The sequence below is a fragment of the Streptomyces hygroscopicus subsp. hygroscopicus genome (assembly GCF_001553455.1).
GTDB lineage: Bacteria > Actinomycetota > Actinomycetes > Streptomycetales > Streptomycetaceae > Streptomyces > Streptomyces hygroscopicus.
The window spans coordinates 41735-61759 of the sequence record NZ_BBOX01000022.1 but is presented as its reverse complement, the minus strand read 5'-3'; the positions used below and the strand labels follow the sequence as shown (position 1 = coordinate 61759).

The following is a 20025-nucleotide window of genomic DNA, read 5'->3' as shown; positions in this document are numbered from 1 at the left end:
CAGGCGGTTGTCCGGGGGCCCGCTCGGGTACCGCCCTGCGGCCCGGGGCCCGGGGACCACCAGCGGGTCGGGAGCGCCGGCCGGGCGGGCGAGGACCGGCGTCCCCTCGTGGCGCGGGACCCGGTCGGATCCGCCGAGGGACGGCAGGGGCGGCCCGCGCACCGTCCGGAGCGCGCTCGTGACGGCTACCACGTTGGCCACCAGGGCCGAACGTGGTCCGCTGGCCGCGATCCTCCGCCCGGCCCGCGCCCAGCGCGCACCGGGCGGAGGAACGCGGCCACCCGACGGGCGCCGGGTCTTCCGGGCCAGGGACAGGGCCGGCCCGTGGCACCGTCAGGCTCCGGCACGCCGGCCGCCCGGTGCTCCGCCGCGAGCTCTGCCCTGCCGCAGGCGGCGGCCGGCGCCGTGGGCGTCGTTCGCCGGGCCGCCTGGCGCCGCGGGCGGCCGGCCCCCGGGCGAAGTCCCCGGGCCGCTCACGTCGGGCCGTTTCCACCGGACATCTCCGGCGAGCGTGCCGGACCTCGGCGGTGTCCCGGAGGCGACCGCGCCGGCTCCCCGGCCGACGCCGGTCCGTGGCCGGCGTGCCGCCGACGGAGCCGCTGCCGAGGATCGGCGTGGTCACGCAGGCGCCTTGAGGGCCCGGGGAGCACCGAGGCGTGCCGCCGCCAACTGGCCGATGCCGATGAGGCAGTGGTCGTCGTCGTCCTCGCCGAGCGCGAGCATGGCGCGTGTCGCGTACTCGTCCAGGCCGAAGCAGCCGATCCGCACCAGTTCGTCGCCGAGCAGCGTAAGGAAGGTGTCGCCCAGGGCAAGGGCGAAGCCCCCGACGAACAGGTAGCGGCGCACGCCGATCGCGGTGAACAGCAGGCTCACCGCGGACGCGAGGGGCCGCAGCGAGCGGCGCAGCGCCTCCCGCGCGAAGGTGTCGCCCGCTCGGGCCGCCGCCGCGAACGCCTCGTTGGTGATGGCGTCGGGCACGCCGCCCGAGGGCCCGGCCAGCGCCGAGCGGGCGAAGGCACCGGTGTCGGCCGCCGCCGCCGCCCGCACCGCGAACAGCGCGCCGCGTCCGGACGCGATCGCCCCGAGGTGGCCGCGCCCTCCGCACTCGCACGGCGCGGCGTCCTCGGCCGGGTCGACGAGCCAGTGGCCGATCTCCCCGCCGTACCCGCGCTCGTCGCAGACGATCTCGCCATGGCGGAACACCTTGTTCCCGATGCCCGAGCTCACGGTGATCAGGCAGAACGGCTCGGACTCGGCCGAGGCGTAGCGCCAGGCCGCCGCGGTCACGTCGTTGGCCACGACCACGGGCAGGCCCAGCTGCCCTGCCAGCACATCGGCGACGGGCAGCCGCGCGGCGGGGCCGCCCCACAGCGTCGGGCCGGCGAGGACGACTCCGTCGGATGTCATCGGCCCGGCGAAGGACACCGCCACGGCCCGAGCGGGTGGTTGGCCTGGACGGGCGACGTCGGCCGCGATCTCCCGCGTGAGCTGCTCCATGACCCGGTCCTGGAGCTCCTGCGGGTCGCGTGTGCCGTACCGGCCGAGCCCGTCGGTGGGCACTCGCCGCACGTCATGCACCTGGGAGGTGCCCGCCCTGATCCGGCCCACGCGTAGGGTCGTGCCACCGAGGTCGGCCACCACGAGGTCACATGGCGCGGGTACGAGTGCCGTCATGGCGCGACCTCTTCCCGCGCCGCCTCGCACTGCTGGACAGAGCCGTCCTCCAGCACGATGGCCGACGTCAGGCGTGCCCCGTCGGGCACCTGGGCACCTGGCAGCACGACGCAGTCGGCCACGTGTGCGCCGGCACCGATGCGCGCGCCCGGGTACACCACACTGTTCACGATCTCGCCCTCGTTCACCACGTCGGCCGCCACGATGCTGGCGTGCCCGCCGGGCCCGTCCAGGACGAGGCGCCGCGGCACCTCGGGGGCGACGGTCAGTGGCATGTCGCCCAACGCGAGCGTCGGCTCAGCCCGCAGCAGTCCGCGGTGGGCGCGGTGGTAGCGGTCCACGGTGCCGATGTCCTCCCAGTAGCCCTTGACTTCATACCCACGGATGAGTTCGCCGCCGGTCAGCATGGCGGGGATGACGTCCCTGCTGATGTCGTGCTGCCAGTCGGTGCCGCGCAGGTGCTCCAGGTAGCGCCGCAGTGTCGCCGCGTCGAAGACGCAGAAAGCGGCGAACACCAGGTCGCTCGTGGGGTGGTGCGGCTTTTCCTCGAAGACTGTGAGCAGGCCGTTCCGGTCGAACTCGACCATGCCGAACAGGTGCACGTAGCGCCGTTCGATGCGCTGGTACGAGATGGTCAGCGCGGCCCGTGACGCGCGGTGCTCGCGGATCATGCGGCCGTAATCGAAACGGTAGACGTGGTCCGCATGGAGCACGAGGATCTCCGAGGCCCCCGCGCCCCTCTCTCCGAAGACGTACTCGGCCTTGCTGAGCAGTGCGTCGGCCGTACCGCGCTCCACCGGCCAGGTACGCTCCGGCAGCTGCTCGGGCAGCTTGCCCGGTGAGTTCCGGTACACCGCGTCGTAGGGGCCGAAGTGCACCCGAAAGCCGTGATGACGTCCGTTCCACACCAGGTGCAGGTCGTCCATGAGGCGGCGCTCCTCGTACTGGGACAACAGCAGGACATCCCGCAGGCCCGACCGGCGGACGTTGGCGATGCTGAAGTCGATGAGGCGGGAGGTGCCGCCGAACGGCACCAGTGGCTTGAGCCTGCCGCGTCCCAGCGGCCCCATGCGCCGGCCCTCACCACCCGCCAGCAGGACGGCACGCACTCCATCCATGCCCTCAGACCCCCATGTCCACGGGACCGCGCACCTTCGGCTGCCGCGTCGCCCGCTCACGCTCGCCGAGGGCGAACAGCGCGGCCTCGACCTCGTGCTGGGTGACGTCGTCCACGAACACGGCGTCGCCGATCCCCCGGGGAAGAGGCAGGTGCTGCCGGCCGTCCCGATGCTTGACCGTGTCCGCGAGCGCCCCGCGCAGCAGTTCCGGTGTGCACACCGGGTGGAGCACGGGCAGGCGGAGGACGCGCATGACATCCAGGACACGGTCGAGCTCGGCCGTGGTCAGGAGCCCCCGGTGGTGGGCGAGGACCGAGCTGAGCGCCATGTCGACGCAGACGGCCTCGCCGTGCAGCAACTCGGGCAGCGCCGTCATCTCAATGGTCGGTGAGAAGGAGTGCCCGAAATCGACCAGACGCTGCAGATGGTCCTCCCAGAGATTGGGCTGGAGTTCCTCCAGCATGCCCTGGACCGCCCGGCGGAGCACGGTGAGCGCCGTACCGCCGACCGCGTCCTCGCCCGGCTGCATCCGCTGCTCGACCAGGTCCGCGCCGTGCGTCGCCAGCAGATCGAACAGTTCGGCATCCTTGATCAGGGCAATCTTCAGGATTTCCGCCAGGCCGTTGCGTAAGTGCCGGGAATCGAGCGTGCTGAGAAAACCGGGGTCGATGAGCGTCAGCGACGAGGGGTGATAGGCGCCGAGCCGGTTCTTGTGCTCGCGGAAGTTGACGCCCGTCTTGGAGCCGATGCCCGCGTCGATCATCCCGATCAGGGTCGTGGGTATCCGGATGTACGGCGTGGCCCTGCGGTACAGGCTCGCCGCGAGCCCGACGATGTCCGTGAGCACCCCGCCACCCATGGCAACCACCGGCGCGTGGCGCCGCGGCACACCGAAGGCGTCCATCGCGTCCACGACCTCGAAGACGGTGGCCATGACCTTCACCGATTCGTGGGCGTCGATGACGCACAGGCGGAACTCCACGTCATGGCCCGCCAGGTAGGCGGTCAGCCGCTCACTGTAGAGGGAGGCCACCGTGGCGTCGATCACGACGAGCCGGCGTACCGGCGCTGCACCGGACGTCACGGCCCGGGCGAGCGCTGGGTTCGCCGGATCGAGCAGCCGTGGCTGCACCATGACGTCGTAGCTCACCTCCTTGAGCGCGCTCACCCGCCAGACTGCGCCGCCCTCCGTCGCCTCGTCGTGCACACGATCGGCCACACGATCGGCGCGGCGGGAAAGACTTTTGGTTCTGGTCACGGTCGTCGATCCTCTCGTGCTGTGAAGGGGAGGAGCGGTGGGCACGGGCGCCGCCGGAGCAGGCCATCACCCGCGGGCCGCGGCACGCGGTGTGCGGACGGCGGTCGCCCAGCCGCGCAACGGGGGAACTCGGCAGTCGTGGGGGCGAGTTGACGGTACGGAAGATGGGGTGGTGGCGCTCCGGGCAGAGGCGCGACCGGGCGGTGGTGGGCGTCCCGCAGCAGGTGACAGGGACCGGCACACTACTCCTGGCGTCGGATAGAGGTTCGGATGTGTGATCGCGGTGATGGGTGGGCGGTCCCCCACGGACGCGCCACCGCTGCCTGACCGGGCTTCCTGCGCGCCGCGTCCGCGCCAAGCGGTGAACTGCCGGTACGGCGGTTCCCGCTGCGGCTTCGGACCAGTCGGTGGTAAGTGATCAATACCTTACCGATACCTTATCGATCTAAAGGCCGCGCACATGACCTTGTCAAGAGACACGTGATCCCTTATGTCCATCTTGGTTTGAATTGCTCGATCGGTTATGCGTCGCCGAGCACCGCCATCTTCTGGCCGTTGTCGTGACATGTGACAGGGTGTCACCTGCGGCCTGACAGGCTGACTCACATGGGCGCGGGAAACGCCACCGGGCCGATTGAGCCAAGAAAGATCGCATCCTTGACAGCAAGTTGATCGCCGCTTGTAATAAGTGAAGATGTAAAGCGCATGAGTCACCCACGGCACACGTGGAGAAAGCATGCTCTTGTGGTACATGAAGCGCGCAGCTCTTGCCGCGCTGGTTGCGGGCGCGCAGCGACGACAATGGGACTGGGCACAGGGGCGGCTTCCGCAGCGCCAACCGCCTGGAGCGAACATTTCACCTTCGGCGACATTCCTCAGCGGCGGGGCCGGCGCGAGAGCGACGACGGAAGCCTCTGCTGCCGCTCGGGCGCCAACCTGGGCGCGCGTACCAGTCAGATTTTTCTCCACCCCTATGGTGCAGGCGTTGATCACGGGTCGGCAGGTGACAGTGTCTGCGGCCTTTTCCGGGGCCTGACGCAATGTGGTGGACGAGCGGTGCCACCGTGAGGACGTCGCCGAACCGGCGGTCGTGTCCACATGAGAGATGGGACCGCACCGGAACCCGTTGTGAGGAACTCGGGTCGGCGGGGCCGGTGAAAAAAGCGGCGGAGCCGCAAAGGGCCAGGTGCTGCCGCCGCAGGCCACGTGATCGCACTGAGCAGGTTGTCCCGGCCGCCGAAATCGAGCGGGTCTCGCTCGTCGACTCCTGTGCTGGAGCGTCGCGCGAATCGGCGTGAGGGAATCGAGGTCTCTTTCTTTTCTCCTACGCGCCGCTTCTGGCGGGAGAAGAATGAAGAAGCCACACCGGTCGGGCCTTTTCAAACTGTCGAAGACCCGGAGTTCACGGAAAGGGACGCCGGCATCACCGGGCCGTACCTGGACCCGTCCGGGTGCGCCGTCGTGCTGTCGGGTGATGAGCGAACCAGGCACGGGCACTGGAGCCGAACCCCACCGGTGCCGAACCGTCGCCGCAACCGTGCCGTACCCGCGACGGTGACACGACACCACGAACCTGCTCGGCGCGCTCACCGTCGGCACCGGCCGGGGAACCCGCGTGGCCGCGGACGCGCCGGCACGGAACGTCCGCATACCCGACCGGAACACGCCCCGCCCTGTCCGCCCGCCGCATCAGCTGGAGGAAGTACATGTCTGATCTTCGCCCGTCGCCCCTCGCGCCACCCGGGTCGACGGCGGGCGCCATGCCTGGCCGGGTCCTGGTCATCGGCTCCGGCTACCTCGCCGGGCACATCGCCGCCCGCCTCACCGGGCTCGGCGTCGAGACGGTGCTCAGCTCCCGGAGCGCCCCGGTCCTCCCCGAAAGCCGCGGTATGCGCTGGGCCCAGGTCGATGTCACCTCAAGGCCGCAGGTGGCCGCCCTGATGGAGGCCATCCAGCCCGACGCCGTTGTGGCCGTACACGGCCCGTCCGACATCACATGGTGCGAGGCACATCCCGAGGAGGCGTACGCCACCCACCACGGCGGCGCCCGCAACATCGCAGCCGCGCTGGACGGCCGGCCCGTACTGCTGGTGTCGACCGACAACGTCTTCCCCGGCGAGGCGGAGAGCCACGGCGAGTCAGCACAGACCTCCCCGGCCAACGCCTACGGCCGGGCCAAGCTCGCGGCCGAGCGGGAACTGCTCGCCACCTCCTCCGCCCTTGTCCTGCGGGTGAGCCTGGTCTACGGATGGGAGGACCACGGACCACGGCCCAACTTCCTTACCAGCGTCGCCCGTTCGCTGATGCGCGGGGAGCGGCTGCGGATCCCCGATGACCACTGGAACACGCCCGTTCTCGTGGCGGACGTGGCCGCGTGGACGGCGACGCTGATGAGTTCCGGCCGCACCGGGACGCTGCACCTCGGCGGGCCGCGCCGCATCGGCCGGGTCGACTGGGCCAGGCACATCGCCCGGCAGCTCGGAGCGGACCCCGCGCTCATCGTGCCGACACCGCGTGCCGGCACCGCCTACGCCTGTCGGCCGCGCAACGCCTGTCTGCACAGTGAGGTGGCCGCGCAGTTGCCCGAGCTCCGCCGCCACCGTCCGGTCGACGTCCTCGAAGCCACCCACGCCCTGACCTTCTGACGCCACCATCCGCCCCCCCTCCGAACCGCATGCGCACGTTCTGTCCATCCCGGCCGGCCCGCTTCCGGCCCCCGACCCGTGAATGGGGCACCCGTGACCGGATCTGAGATCTTCCTCGCCAGCAAGCGCGCGGCGATCACCTATGACACCGATCCCGCCACCGGCGAACCCCGTGCCTGGCTGGCCCCCGGCGGCACCGGGAACGTCGTCGCCGAACAGGCCGGTGTCCTCAACATCTCCTGGATAGCCAGCGCCGACTCCGAGGACGACCGCCGCGCCTCGGCGCGCAACCCCGACGGCGTGACCATGGAGCTGCACTCCGGCCGGGAGATCCTGGTCCGGCTCATCAGGCACGACCCCGATGTCTTCCGCAACGTGCAGAACTTCATGACCGCCAACCTGATGTGGGCGGCCAACAACTACGGCTGGGACCGCTGGACCCAGCCGTCGTTCGACTCCGACGCCCGCGCGGGCTGGGCGGACTTCGGCCGCTTCACGCAGGACTTCGCTGACGCCATCCTCCAGAGCTCGGCCCAGTCGCCGGACCCCGTCTACCTCGTCCATGACTACCAGCTGGTCGGGGTCCCCGCGCTGCTGCGCGAAAAGCGGCCGGACGCGCCGATCCTGGTCTTCGTGCACATCCCGTGGCCGTCGGCCGACTATTGGAGGGTGCTGCCCAAGGAGATCCGCACCAGCATCCTCCAGAGCATGTTACCGGCCACCACCATCGGCTTCTTCGCCGACCGCTGGTGCCGCAACTTCCTGGAATGCGTGGCCGATCTCCTGCCCGACGCCCGGATCGACCGCGAGGCGATGACCGTCGAGTGGCGCGGCCACCGCACCCGGCTGCGCACCATGCCGCTCGGCTACAGCCCGCTCACCCTCGACGGCCGCGACCCGCAACTGCCCGACGGGATCGAGGAGTGGGCGGACGGCCACCGGCTGGTGGTGCACAGCGGGCGCACCGACCCGATCAAGAACGCCGCACGCGCGGTGCGCGCCTTCGTCCTGGCCGCCCGGAACGGCGGACTCGAGGGAACCCGCATGCTGGTGCGGATGAATCCCAACCGACTGTACGTGCCGGCCAACGCCGACTACGTACGCCGGGTGGAGGCCGCCGTGGCGGAGGCCAACGCCGAGCTGGGCCCCGACACCGTGCGCATGGACAACGACAACGACGTGAACCACACCATCGCCTGCTTCCGCCGGGCCGACCTGCTCATCTTCAACTCGACCGTCGACGGCCAGAACCTCAGCACGTTCGAAGCGCCGCTGGTCAACGAACGCGACGCCGACGTCATCCTGTCGGAAACGTGCGGCGCGGCCGAGGTCCTGGGCGAGTACTGCCGCACCGTCAACCCCTTCGATCTCGTTGAACAGGCCGAGGCCATCTCCGCCGCGCTCACCGCCGGGCCGCGACAGCGGGCGGAGGACGCCGCACGCCGTCGTGACGCTGCCCGCCCCTGGACGCTCGAAGCCTGGGTGCAGGCCCAGCTGGACGGACTCGCCGCCGACCACGCGGCCCGCACGAGGGCCGCTGAGGGCCCCGACGCCGCGACGGCCATCTCGGCACGGGCAGACCTCTGACCGCCACGACCACGGAGCGCGCCATGACAACGACAAAACGCCTCCCCGCGCCGCAGGAGGCGGCGCAGTACCAGCTCGGCGACATCATGCTGGTAGGCGGTGAGGGCATCCGCGCCTGGGATGCCGAGGGACGTGAATTTCTCGACTGCGTCTCCGGCACCTTCAACCTGCTGCTCGGGCACAACCACCCCGAGGTGATGGCCGCCGTACGGGAACAGACCGAGCGGCTCGTCTTCGCCAGCTCCTCTTTCCAGACCGAACCCACCAACCGGGTCATCCAGGAACTGGCCGCCATCAGCCCGCCCAATCTCACGCGGGTCAACCTGCGCAGCTCCAGCGGCTCCACCGCCAATGAGGGCGCCATCAAGATGGCCCAGCTGCACACCGGCCGCCGCGACGTCATCGTGCCCTTCCGCGCCCACCTCGGCCAGAGCCTCGCGACGGCGAGCCTCAACGGCACCACCAAGATGCGCGCGCCATTCCCGTACCGCTACCCCGGCGGCCTTCACGTGCCGGGCCCCTACTGTTTCCGCTGCTTCTACCGTCAGACGCCCGAGACGTGCGGCATGCTCTGCGTCGACCGCATCGAGGACTTCATCACCTACGCCAGCTCCGGCAGCGTGGCCTGCGTAGTGATCGAGCCGATCAGCGGCGCCGGCGGCAACATCGTCCCGCCCGACGGCTACCTCCAGGAGCTGCGCCGGTTCTGCGACGAGCGCGAGATCGTGCTCGTCTTCGACGAGATCCAGACCGGGCTGGGCCGCACCGGACGCATGTTCGCCGCCGACCACTTCGGTGTTCAGCCGCATATGATGACCCTTGCCAAGGGGCTCACCGGCAGCGGCCTTCCGATGGCCGCCATCCTCACCGAGGAACGCATGGCCGACTGGGACCGCAGCCTGCACAGCTTCACCTACGGCAGCCACACCCTGTCGGCCGCCGCCGCCCTGGCCACCCTGGAAATCGTCCAGCGGCCCGGCTTCCTGGAGAACGTACGGGCCAGCGGCGACGTGCTCCTCGGCCGGCTGCGGGACCTCCAGAAGGACAACCCCGTGATCGGCGACGTCCGAGGGGTCGGCCTGATGATCGGGGTGGAGCTGGTGGAACCCGACGGCAGCCAGGCCACCGCCCGCGCCAACGCCTACCAGCGGTCGCTCCAAAGCCACGGCATCCTCACCCGGGTCTCCGAGCACGGAAACGGCAGCACCATCGAGCTGCGCCCGCCTCTCATCCTCACCCCTGCCGAAGCCCACACCATCGCCGACCGGTTCGGCGAGGCACTGGAGGCCATCGCATGAGAGTGATCCTGGAGGAGGGCGGGCCCCGCCTGCGCCGCTCGCCGCCGCCGCGCCCGCGCGAGGACCCCGCGGTACTCGTGGACATCGAACTGGCCGCGCTGTGCCGCTCCGACCTCAAGGAGGTGGCTGGTAGCCGCCACGGTCCCAGCCAGTTCGGGCACGAACTCGTCGGCATCATCCGCGAGTCCACTGTCCCCGCCCTCGCCGAGGGCACCCGCGTCGTCCTGGACCCGAACGTCGTGGTGGACCGGGGCACCGGGTTCGCCGACCACATGTGGGCGGCGGGTCCGGCTGACCTGCTGCGGCAGGCCCTGCAACCGGTGCCGCACGGTCCGGCCGCCCGTCGCCTGGTCTTCGCCGAGCCGATCGCCTGCGCCCAGCACTGTCTGGGCGCCGTCCAGCGCCAGGTCGGCGACCTGCGGGGGGTTCACGTCATGGTGCTCGGTGCCGGGACCGCCGGGCTTCTCATCGCGGCGCTCGCCGGACGAGCGGGCGCCCGGGTGTCGGTGCACAACCGGAGCCGCGCCCGGATGGATGAGGCCCGCAAGGCCGGCCTGCTCGACGTGCCCTGGCTGCTGTTCGGCGAACCGGCCGCGGGCAGGGCCGACGTGGTGGTGGTCGCCACCAGCTTCGTGCTGCCCGCCGGGCTGGACGAGGCGCTGCGTCTGGTCGCGCCCGGTGGTCTGGTGCTGCTGTACGGTGGCACCGCGCCAGGCGACCGGTACCCGGGGCTGGATTGCGACCTGGACCACGTGCGGCGCACCGGAACGGTCGCCGCCTGCACCTGGCGGGGCCACTCGCTTCGGGTGGCCGGCAGCTACGGCACGACCCCGCAGGATTTCGCTGCCGCGATCGGCGACCTCACCGACGTCGCGGCACCTCTGCGCGCCGAAGCCCTGGTGGCCGGCGAAGTGGACCTGCCGGGGCTGCTCGGACTGCTGCGGACCCCGGACGCACTCGGCCCCGGCAAGATCGTCGTCCATCCCGAACCCCCCCTGACGGGACGCCCATGACGGCGGCTGCCCACCGTGTTCGAGGTGAGCGACCGGCCCTGGGATGCGGCGAAAGACCGCTCCCACGTAGGCGACGGGCCGCACGTCGGCGCGCACTGCCAGGATGCCGCCCGGGTGGCGGCCGGCGGTACACCACGTCATCCGGACCGGTGGAAGCCGCGGTGCGCCGTCGATTCCCCCCGCCCGCGGAAGGCGGTCCCACCACCCGGCCAAGAAGCCCAAGGGCGGGCGAACTCCCTGTAGAACAACGGGTGTTCAACGGCCGGCCGCATCGGGTGACGAGCCGTCAAGAGACGTTCGGACATCACGGGTTCAGCTGTCCAGGCGCCACGATCAAGGGGTAGACTCACCACGCGCGGACCGGGGTCCCCGTGGCCAGAGCCGGAACCTGGCGGTGAGCGCCTCCGACGCCCTCCCGCATCCCCACGCCTGCCGCGACGGGGGCCGACAGACCCGGCCACCCTCCGCCCGGCGGGTATGCGCAAACCCGACGCCCATGCCCATCCAGTTGACGCAAAGGTGACTTCCATGCCCGGTGCGACGTCTGACGTGCCACTGCTCTCGATCGTCATCCCGACCTACAACCGAGCCGCGCTCCTCGACCGGACGTTGAGCACGCTGGCTCGCCAGACGGCGGCGCCCGAGACCTTCGAGGTCGTGGTGTCCGACGACGGCTCGAACGACACCACCCGCGACGTGGTGCGGTCCTATGAGGACCGGCTGCGCATGCGGTACGTCTTCCAGGAAGACCTCGGATACCGGGTCGCCAGCGCGCGCAACGGTGGTGCGCGCCTGGCCTCCGCGCCACTGCTGGCCTTCCTCGACACCGGTGTCCTGGCCGGGCCGCAGTACGTCGAGGCGGTACTCGCCGCCCACGCCGCGCCGGCGCCCGCCCAGGTTGTCTTCGGCTACAGCTACGGCTACGACCCGCAGAACCCCCGTCCCGAACTCCACTCTCTCGTCGCCGACTTCCCCCCGGAGGAGGTCGTGAGGAGGGTCGCGGGCGCCTCCTGGTTCGAGGACATGCGGCTGTCGGAGTTCGCCGCGGTCGACTTCGACCTCAGCCGAATGCACATGCCCTGGCTGTTCTTCTGGACGCTCAACGTGTCGATGCCGACAGCCGTCTTCCGGCGGGTCGGCGGGTTCGACGAGGACTTCACCGGATGGGGAGGGGAGGACATCGAACTCGGCTACCGGCTGCACCAGCATGGCATCCCCATGACGGTCTCGCGTGAGTGCTGGGGGATCGAGGCGCCGCACGAGCGCACCCAGGACGCGAACGTCTCCACCCTCCTGCGTAACTGTGATCTGTTCATCCGCAAGCACCCCTCCCTGCTCCCCGAGCTCTTCTGGGCCGTGACCAACAGGGGCATCTACGGCTCGGTCGAGACGGAGCGGCTTCGCTTCGAGGAATGGGCGAAGCGGGCTCGCGGGCACAAGGTCCTGGCCGAGATCGAGGCGGGGTTGGACACCCTGCCGCCGCTGGAGCGCACCCAGCGGGTGGCGGTGTTCGGAAGCGGCACGGAGTCCCTCCCCGCCGCGCCGCGGGAGAATGTCGAACTCTTCCTGTGCGATTTCGACGAGGGGGTGCTCGCACGACAGGAGGGCCGCGAGGGTGACGCGGTCTCGACGTGGCACCTGTCCGGGCTGCGTACCCCCTGGCCCGACCAGCACTTCGACCTCGTCATCATCACCTCGCGCATGGACGAACCCCGGCAGGCGTGGGGTGAGGGGATCACCAAGGAGGCACACCGGATCGCGGGCTCGGTCGTCGAGCCGTCCCCGCGCGGCGACTGACGGCCGCGTCCACGGCGGTCACCACATCCACCCCCACAGCCTGTGGCGCGCTGTCCACCCGCGGTGGCTGTGTGCCACCCTCGCCTCCCCCCGACCGCCCTGCTCCGACCACGCGGGCCGGTGGCGCAGCACGACACGATCGAGAAGGGTTCATCACCATGACCGAGCGCGTGTTATATCGCTCGCGTCGTCGGATCTCCGTCGTCTTCGCCGCCCACGGGGCGGCCGTGGGGGCGTTCGCCACCCGCATCCCCTGGCTGCAGCAGCACCTCGGCCTCAGCGACAGCACTCTCGGCCTGGCACTCCTCGCCCCGGCTCTCGGCTCGTTCGGGGCGGTGCCCTTCACCAGCCGCCTGGTTCACCGCTTCGGTAACCCCCGTGCCCTGACCTGCCTGCTCCCGCTGTGGTGTGCCTCGCTCATCCTGCCGGCACTCGCGCCGAACCTGCCCGCCCTGTGGGTGGCCCTGGGACTGTTCGGCGCGGCCTCCGGCATGATGGACGTCCTGATGAACGCGCAGGGGGTACAGGTCGAGCAGCGCCTGAACCAACCCCTCATCGCCGGCCTGCATGGCATATGGGCTGTGGGAGGGCTGGTCTCCTCGGGCTGCGGCGCACTCGCCGCCAGCGCCGGCATGGACGCCCGCTTGCACTTCGCCGTCGCCGCCGCGGTCCTGGCGGGCATCGGGCTGCTGGCCACCAGGCGGCACCTGCTGGAGTCGGACCCGACCGAGGCCCGGCAGCCACCGCCTCGCTTCGCGCTCCCCCCGCTGTCCACCCTCCCCATCGGCATCCTCGGTTTCTGCGCCGTGTTCGCCGAGGGCGCCAGCGGAAACTGGAGCGCGGTGTACCTGAGCTCGACCGCGCACGCGTCCGAGGGGGTCGCCGCGCTCAGCTACACCGGGCTCAGCTTCACCCTGGCGCTGGCCAGGCTCTCCAGCGGCTTCGTCGTCAGCCGCCTCGGACCGGTCCGCACGGTGCGGCTGAGCGGCGGCATCGCGGCGCTTGGCGGCACGCTGGTCGTGCTGGCCCGTACCCCACCCGTCGCCATCGCCGGATTCGCCCTGATCGGCACCGGCGTCGCCGTTGTACTGCCCCTCTCCCTCAGCGCTGCCGGCCGGCACGGAGGAGATCCCAGCCGGCACATCGCGGGCGTCGCCACCTTCACCTACACCTCATCCCTCCTGGCTCCCTCCGTGACGGGCGCCGTCGCTGATGCCACCTCCCTGCCGGCGGCCTTCGCACTGGTCACCGCGTTCGCGGCGGGCCCGCTGTTCCTCGCGGGCACGCTCGCGGGGCCGGACCGGCCGCCCAAGGGGGGAGAGGACGCGCCGCAGCGGGTGGACCTCTTCTCCTGACCCAGGGCGACTTCGCCGTGTGATGCGCTGACCGGGCGCGATCCGTTCGACCAGGGCAAGCGGGGCGACCCACCTCCAGGGCAAGAGCGGCGACCCATCTCCAGGGCAAGAGGGGCGACCCACCTCACGTCCTGTCCGACGCCCAGGGCTTGCCCCTCGCCCTCGGCGTCCTTGGCGTGCACGTTCACGCCAGTCAGGCACGTTCGCCGCTGGTCGTGGGCGTTCCCGCGATCCGGTCCCGGCGCGGATCGCGACGACGCAGGCCCGGCAGCCGGCTCATGCCGGTTCTCTCCCCTACGCGCGCCCCGGGTGGCCCTCTGCCGGGGACCGGGGACCGTGATGGGCCCATCCTCACGGAAGGTGGAGACCGGACGGGCCGCGCCGTACCGCGTGAGGATGGGAAGGAGAGGCCGGTTGCCCGGCTATCGCGAACAGCTCGCGGTGAGCCGTGGCCGGCAGGAGGTCATCGCTGCGTGCTCCTGAGAGCGAGCGGATGCCGCTGGGCCGGGCTCTGGAGGGAGAGGGCGGCGTCAACGATGCCGATGTGGGAGTAGGCCTGCGGGTAGTTTCCGACCTGTCGCTGCTGGTGCGGGTCCCACTCTTCGGCCAGCAGACCGACGTCGTTACGCAGGGCGAGCAGCCGCTCGAACAGGTCACGCGCCTCGTCGGCACGGCCGATCATCGCCAGATCGTCGACCAGCCAGAACGCGCAGACGAGGAACGCCCCCTCATGCCCGTCCAGACCGTCGCTGCCGGCGCTGTCCCCGTCGGTCGGGTAGCGCCGGAGGAACCCATCGGGGGTGGAGAGTTCCCGCTGGATCGCCTCGATGGTGCCGATGACGCGCTCGTCGTCGGCCGGCAGGAAGCCGATCTGGGGGATCAGCAGCAGAGCGGCATCCAGCTCCTGGCTGCCGTAGGACTGGGTGAAGGTGTTGCGTTCGGGGTCGTAACCGTTCTCGCACACGTCCTGGTGGATCGTGTCACGCAGGACCTTCCAGCGATCCACGGGGCCGTCCGCGTGGCCGCCTTCGATCAGCTTGATGGCGCAGTCGACCGCGACCCAGGCCATCACCTTGGAGTGCACGAAGTGCCGGTCGGGGCCGCGGACTTCCCAGATGCCCTTGTCGGGCTCGTGCCAGTGGGCTTCGACGGACTGGACGAGCTTGAACAGCAGGGTGTTGCTGGTCTCGTCGCGCTCCAGGCCGAGGTGTGCCGCCAGCAGTAAGGCCTCGATCACCTCGCCGTACACGTCGAGTTGGCGCTGGTTGGCGGCGTCGTTGCCGATGCGCACCGGGGTCGAGTTCTCGTAGCCGGCCAGCCAGGGCAGCGTGGTCTCGGGTATCTCCCGTTCCCCGGCGATTCCGTACATGATCTGGAGGTTCTCGGGGTCACCGGCGACCGCGCGCAGGAGCCAGTCCCGCCAGGCACGGGCTTCGTCGCGGTAGCCCGCCCGCAGAAGGCACGACATGGTGATGGCGGCGTCCCTGAGCCAGACGTAGCGGTAGTCCCAGTTGCGGACGCCACCGAGATCCTCGGGCAGCGAGGTGGTCGCCGCGGCGACGATCCCTCCGGTCAGCGGGTTCGTCAGGGCCTTCAGTGTGATCAGGGAGCGGATCACGGCGTCGCGGTAGGGGCCGTGGTAAGTGCAGTGGGAGGCCCAGTCCGCCCAGAACTTCTCCGTGTCCTCCTGTATCTGGGAGACCTGATCGGTGTCGAGGCTGTCGGGCGGGCCGACGTACGACGGCTGCCAGCTCAAGGTGAACGCCGTGCGCTCGCCCTCGGCGAGCGTGACGCGGGAGTGGGTGGTGAGCGCTTCGCTGTGCGTCTCCGCTTCGGTGTCCAGCCACACCGCGTGGGGGCCCGCTACCGCGCGGACCCGGCCGTCGTCGGTCCTCTGGACCCAGGGCACGACCCTGCCGTAGTTGAACCGCAGGCGCAGGGTCGACACGGCGGTGACGGTGCCGCGGACGGCTTCGACGACCCGGATCAGACGGGGAGCCCCGCCCTCACGCGGCGGCATGAAGTCGGTGACGCGCAGGGTACCGGTCGGGGTGTCCCACTCCGATTCCAGCAGCAGCGATTCGCCGCGGTAGGAGCGGCGGTCGGCCGTTGGGCTCAGGCCGCTGGACTCCGCCGGGCCGACGCTCCAGGAGCCGTTGTTCTCGGTGCCGAGGAGCGCGGCGAAAACAGCCTGGGAGTCGAGCCTGGGCAGGCACAACCAGTCGATCGTCCCGTCGCGGCCGACCAGCGCGGCTGTCTCCAAGTCACCGATCAGTGCGTAGTCCTCGATATGCCCAGCCATGAATGTCCGTCCTTCTGGGGTGACCCAGCGTCGGGCCACCGTGGTGTGCTAGTTCCTGGATTGGCCCCCGCGCGACGGGGCGGCCACAGATGTCGATCAGCGCGGCGACGCCGGGCCACTGGCCGGCTGTCGGGACAGCACCCGGCGCAGCCGGGAGTGCTGCTCGCCGTACGTGGCGAGTACCGTCCCGAAAAGGATCTCGGCATTGGCCAGTTGAGTCAACGCGATCCCGCCGATGGAACTGAAGGTGTCCAGGTCCTTCAGTGCGCCCTGCGCCGCCGCGTGGCCCGGCACGGCCCAGATTCCCGGCTCCTCGAGGGGAACCGCCGGGCCCAGCGACCGCGGCACCGCGTGGGGTGCGGGTCGTCGAGGACCGGCGATGCGGCCGGCATGGGCATGGCGTTTCTCCTCTTCAGGCGATCGTAGGGGGAGGCGGTAGCCGATCAAGGCGATGAGCCCGGAGTTGCCGGCGTGCGGGTCCCGGGTGCCGATCTTCATCAGAGTAACCGAGTTCGAGAGCCTCGCAAGGGCGGTTGGCGCCGGATCCGGATGCCTGGTCGAAGGTGACGGCGGGGACCGCGACGACGGGCGGAATCCGGCGGCGCCCGAAGGCCGAAGCCGGCGAACCGGGCGGCCGGGCCGCGGTTGTCGGCCATGGCAATGGCGCCGATGCGCGCCGCGTGCCACCGGCTCCCGCCTGAACCGCGAGGCGGTCCCGGCCCGGGGAACCGAACACGTGCACGGCGAGATCGTCGTCCAGCGTGTCCGCCTCCTGCCGCCACTGGACTCGGCCGGTCCGACGGTCCACTATGTTGATGGAGGGCTGGAGCACATCCTGCTCAACGAGCCCGAGAAATCCGCCAGATGGTCTCCGACCCGTGGCGGGAGCGTCCGGCCCTCGGCATCCTGTCAAGGGGCCTCGGACCAGGGATGCCGGCTGCCGACGACCTCGACATCCGGCCCCACAGGCCGGTGATGCACCGTGGCTTCTCACCCGTCAGCCATTGTGTATGCCCGGCGGATCGAGGCGATCCACCGCCGGATGGCCGGCTCGTGGGGCCCCGGTCCGGCAACTGTCGGTCAGGGACGGGCATCCTCGCCCCCGCGGGAACACCGTCCGGGCCGACCGGCCGGACGGCATGGTCACCCGGGACGGGCATGCTCGGTGAAGTCCTTGATCAGACCCATGTAGTCGGCCAGGAACGTGTCCGCCCACCGCGGCCCGAACCGGGAGGCGTCCGTGCGCAGTTCCACCAGAATGCGCTCTTTCTCGTCCCGCACGAGCAACCGCACTGCTCCCCGAGGTACCTCATTGCGCGGAAAGCGGATCATCGTCACCCGGAGACCCTCCTCGGCGGAGGACCAGCCGACTCCGGCTTCCGGGCCGTCGAAGGTGACGTACTCCGGCACCGCCCCCTGATCCGCCTGGTGGCGCGCTCCGCAGCGGTCGGCGCCGACGCCTTCTCCCGAAGCACACCGGGTTCCGTATGACGCCTGGCAACCATGTGATGGCGGCCCCGGAAGGAATCTGCCGGGGCCGCCATCACGGGCGGCACCCGGCTGGACACGTCCGGGGCCGTCCACCGTCTCAGGCGATGGGCGCGGGCTCATGGGGCGGAGTCCAGCGCACGTGGACGGCCTGGTCGGGGGGCGTTGCCCGGAGCAGCGACAGGCGGGGGCGGATGGCGTCGGTGCGCGAGGAGGGCGGCTTGCGGCGGCCCGCCCGGAACTGCACCGGCCAGATCGCTCCCGGCCCCTGGTAGCCCTGGTCGGCTGCCGCGTGCAGGGTCCAGTGCGGATCGTACAGGTGGGTGCGGCCCACCGCGCACAGGTCGGCGCGGCCTGCCAGCAGGATCGAGTTGACATCGTCGAAGGACGCGATGGCGCCGACGGCGATCACGGCGGTGTTGGTGGCCACCCCGACCTCCTGCCGAATGCGGTCGGCGAAGGGCGTCTGGTAGGAGCGGCCGAACGCCGGCCGTTCGGCCTTGGTGACCTGCCCGGAGGAGACATCAATGGCGTCCGCGCCGTGCGTGGCGAAGGCGCGGGCGATCTCGACGGCGTCGTGCTCGGTGGTGCCGTCCGGGACCCAATCGGTGGCGGAGATGCGCACGGCCATGGGGCGTTCGGCCGGCCAGGCGGCACGTACGGCGTCGAACACTTCCAGCGGGAACCGCAGCCGGTTCTCCAGGGAGCCGCCGTAGGAGTCGGTGCGCCGGTTGGCGACGGGCGACAGGAAGGACGACAGCAGGTAACCATGGGCGCAGTGCAGTTCGAGCAGGTCGAAGCCGGCCTCGGTGGCACGGAGGGCGGCGGCGGCGAAGTCGGCTGTGATCTTGTCCATGTCGGCACGGGTGACCTCGCGGGGCACGGCGGAGCCGGGCCCGTACGGCAGCGGCGACGGGCCGACGACCTCCCAGTTGCCCTCGGGCAGCGGATCGTCCATGCCCTCCCACATGAGCCGGGTGGAGCCCTTGCGGCCGGAGTGGCCGAGCTGGAGGCCGATGGCCGCGTCACTGCGCTCGTGTGCGAAGGAGACGATGCGCTTCCATGAGTCACGCTGCTCATCGGTCCACAGGCCCGGGCAGCCGGGGGTGATACGGCCCTCGGGAGAGACGCAGACCATCTCCGTCATCACCAGGCCGGCGCCGCCCAGGGCCTTGGACCCGAGGTGGACGAGATGGAAGTCGCCTGGGACGCCGTCGACGGCGGAGTACATGTCCATGGGGGACATCACGACCCGGTTGCGCAGCTCCAGCTGCCCCAGCCGGAAGGGCTGGAACATGGCCGGGGCCACCCGGTCGCAGCCCTGGGCGGCCGCGAAGGCGGCGTCGACGCGGGCGGCGAACTCCGGGTCGCGGGCGCGGAGGTTGTCGTGGGTGATGCGCCGGGAACGGGTCAGGAGGTTGAAGCAGAACTGCACGCGCTCCTGACCCGTGTACATGCCGATGTTCTCGAACCACTCCAAGGATGCCTGCGCGGCGCGTTGGGCGGATTCGACGACGGGCCTTCGCTCGCTCTCGTAGGCGCTCAGCCCGGACCGGACATCGGGGTTCTCGTGCAGGCAGGCGGCGAGGGCGAGGGCGTCCTCCATGGCCAGCTTGGTGCCCGAGCCGATGGAGAAGTGCGCGGTGTGGGCGGCGTCACCGAGCAGCACCAGGTTGCCGTGGTGCCAGCGTTCGTTGCGGACGGTGGTGAAGTTCAGCCACTTGGAGTTGTTGGCGAGCAGCTGGTGTCCTGCCAGTTCCGCGGCGAACAGGGAGCGCAGCCGGTCGACAGCCTGTTCGTCGGAGACGCCCGGGGGAAACCGGGTGTCCTGCGTGGTGTCGAAGCCGGCGCGTCGCCAGACCTCCTCATGCATCTCGACGATGAAGGTGGAGCCGCTGTCGGAGTAGGGGTAGCCGTGGACCTGCATCGTGCCCCACTCCGTCTCCTTGATCATGAACTGGAACGCTTCGAACACACGGTCCGTGCCCAGCCACATGTACTTGTTGGCGCGCCGGTCCAGGGCGGGGCGGAAGACGTCCGCGTGGCGTGCGCGGATGCCGGAGTTGACACCGTCGGCACCGACGACCAGGTCGTGGGCGGCGCGCAGCGCCTCGACATCCGGTGCGGTGGTCCGGAAACGGACCGTCACACCGAGTGCGCGGCAGCGCTCCTGGAGGAGGTGGAGCAGCTCCTTGCGGCCCATCGCGGCGAAGCCCTGGCCACCGACGGTGTGCCGCTCGCCGCGGTAGTGGATGTCGATATCGGTCCAGCGGGCGAAGCGGCGGGCCATGGCCTCGGAGAAGACGGTGTCGGCGTTCTCGATGCCGCCGAGGGTCTCGTCGGAGAACACGACGCCGAAGCCGAAGGTGTCATCCGGTGCGTTGCGCTCGAAGACGGTGATGTCGTGGGCCGGGTCGAGCTGCTTCATCAGCGTCGCGAAATAGAGGCCGCCGGGGCCGCCTCCCACAATCGCGATCTTCATGGGGTGTC

13 protein-coding genes are annotated in these 20025 nt (G+C 70.7%); 6 read left to right on the top strand and 7 right to left on the bottom strand.

Translation table 11 applies throughout. The features are described 5' to 3' along the window. Positions 1–618: 618 nt before the first annotated feature. Genes AXW62_RS03445 through AXW62_RS03435 form a run of 3 tightly spaced genes read right to left on the bottom strand, consistent with a single transcriptional unit; the run spans position 619 to position 4050 of the window. Positions 619–1674, bottom strand: coding sequence for an ROK family protein (locus AXW62_RS03445; RefSeq protein WP_060943182.1), 1056 nt, complete (start codon positions 1672–1674; stop codon positions 619–621). Beyond that, on the bottom strand, positions 1671–2792 hold the full coding sequence (locus AXW62_RS03440) for a sugar phosphate nucleotidyltransferase (RefSeq protein ID WP_060943181.1): 1122 nt from the start codon (positions 2790–2792) through the stop codon (positions 1671–1673). The genes AXW62_RS03445 and AXW62_RS03440 overlap by 4 nt, the downstream gene beginning before the upstream one ends. Positions 2793–2796: 4 nt before the next feature. After that, positions 2797–4050: a sedoheptulose 7-phosphate cyclase gene (locus AXW62_RS03435; RefSeq protein ID WP_252368489.1), complete on the bottom strand. Its 1254-nt coding sequence runs from the start codon at positions 4048–4050 to the stop codon at positions 2797–2799. Between the two features lie 1706 nt (positions 4051–5756). Here AXW62_RS03435 and AXW62_RS03430 point away from each other — a divergent pair. The 6 genes from AXW62_RS03430 to AXW62_RS03405 all read left to right on the top strand — a co-directional run bounded on the left by AXW62_RS03430 (position 5757) and on the right by AXW62_RS03405 (position 13745). Further along, positions 5757–6695: an SDR family oxidoreductase gene (locus AXW62_RS03430; protein ID WP_244502921.1), complete on the top strand. Its 939-nt coding sequence runs from the start codon at positions 5757–5759 to the stop codon at positions 6693–6695. 93 nt (positions 6696–6788) lie between these two features. Then, complete coding sequence (locus tag AXW62_RS03425; RefSeq protein WP_060943178.1) at positions 6789–8282, top strand: trehalose-6-phosphate synthase; 1494 nt, start codon at positions 6789–6791, stop codon at positions 8280–8282. A gap of 23 nt (positions 8283–8305) precedes the next feature. Further along, positions 8306–9580, top strand: a complete 1275-nt coding sequence (locus tag AXW62_RS03420; protein ID WP_030841436.1) for an aspartate aminotransferase family protein — start codon at positions 8306–8308, stop codon at positions 9578–9580. Beyond that, positions 9577–10593, top strand: a complete 1017-nt coding sequence (locus tag AXW62_RS03415; protein WP_252368488.1) for an MDR/zinc-dependent alcohol dehydrogenase-like family protein — start codon at positions 9577–9579, stop codon at positions 10591–10593. Before AXW62_RS03420 ends, AXW62_RS03415 begins: the two co-directional genes overlap by 4 nt. A gap of 528 nt (positions 10594–11121) precedes the next feature. Further along, positions 11122–12390: a glycosyltransferase gene (locus AXW62_RS03410; protein WP_060943176.1), complete on the top strand. Its 1269-nt coding sequence runs from the start codon at positions 11122–11124 to the stop codon at positions 12388–12390. Between the two features lie 158 nt (positions 12391–12548). After that, entirely contained in the window at positions 12549–13745 is a 1197-nt protein-coding gene (locus AXW62_RS03405) for an MFS transporter (protein ID WP_060943175.1), read from the top strand. Positions 13746–14208: 463 nt separating this feature from the next. Here AXW62_RS03405 and AXW62_RS03400 read toward each other — a convergent pair whose 3' ends face one another. From AXW62_RS03400 to AXW62_RS03385, 4 genes are all read right to left on the bottom strand, one after another. After that, a complete protein-coding gene (locus tag AXW62_RS03400) occupies positions 14209–16047 on the bottom strand; it encodes a glycoside hydrolase family 15 protein (RefSeq protein ID WP_060943174.1) in 1839 nt (612 codons plus the stop codon). A 96-nt stretch (positions 16048–16143) separates the two neighbouring features. Then, positions 16144–16545, bottom strand: a complete 402-nt coding sequence (locus tag AXW62_RS03395; protein ID WP_060943173.1) for a cytochrome P450 family protein — start codon at positions 16543–16545, stop codon at positions 16144–16146. Positions 16546–17190: 645 nt separating this feature from the next. After that, the gene (locus AXW62_RS03390; protein ID WP_060943172.1) at positions 17191–17457 is read right to left on the bottom strand and encodes a hypothetical protein; all 267 of its coding nucleotides are present in this window, start codon (positions 17455–17457) and stop codon (positions 17191–17193) included. Between the two features lie 178 nt (positions 17458–17635). Beyond that, the gene (locus AXW62_RS03385) at positions 17636–20017 is read right to left on the bottom strand and encodes a bifunctional salicylyl-CoA 5-hydroxylase/oxidoreductase (RefSeq protein ID WP_060943171.1); all 2382 of its coding nucleotides are present in this window, start codon (positions 20015–20017) and stop codon (positions 17636–17638) included. Between the last annotated feature and the right edge of the window lie 8 nt (positions 20018–20025).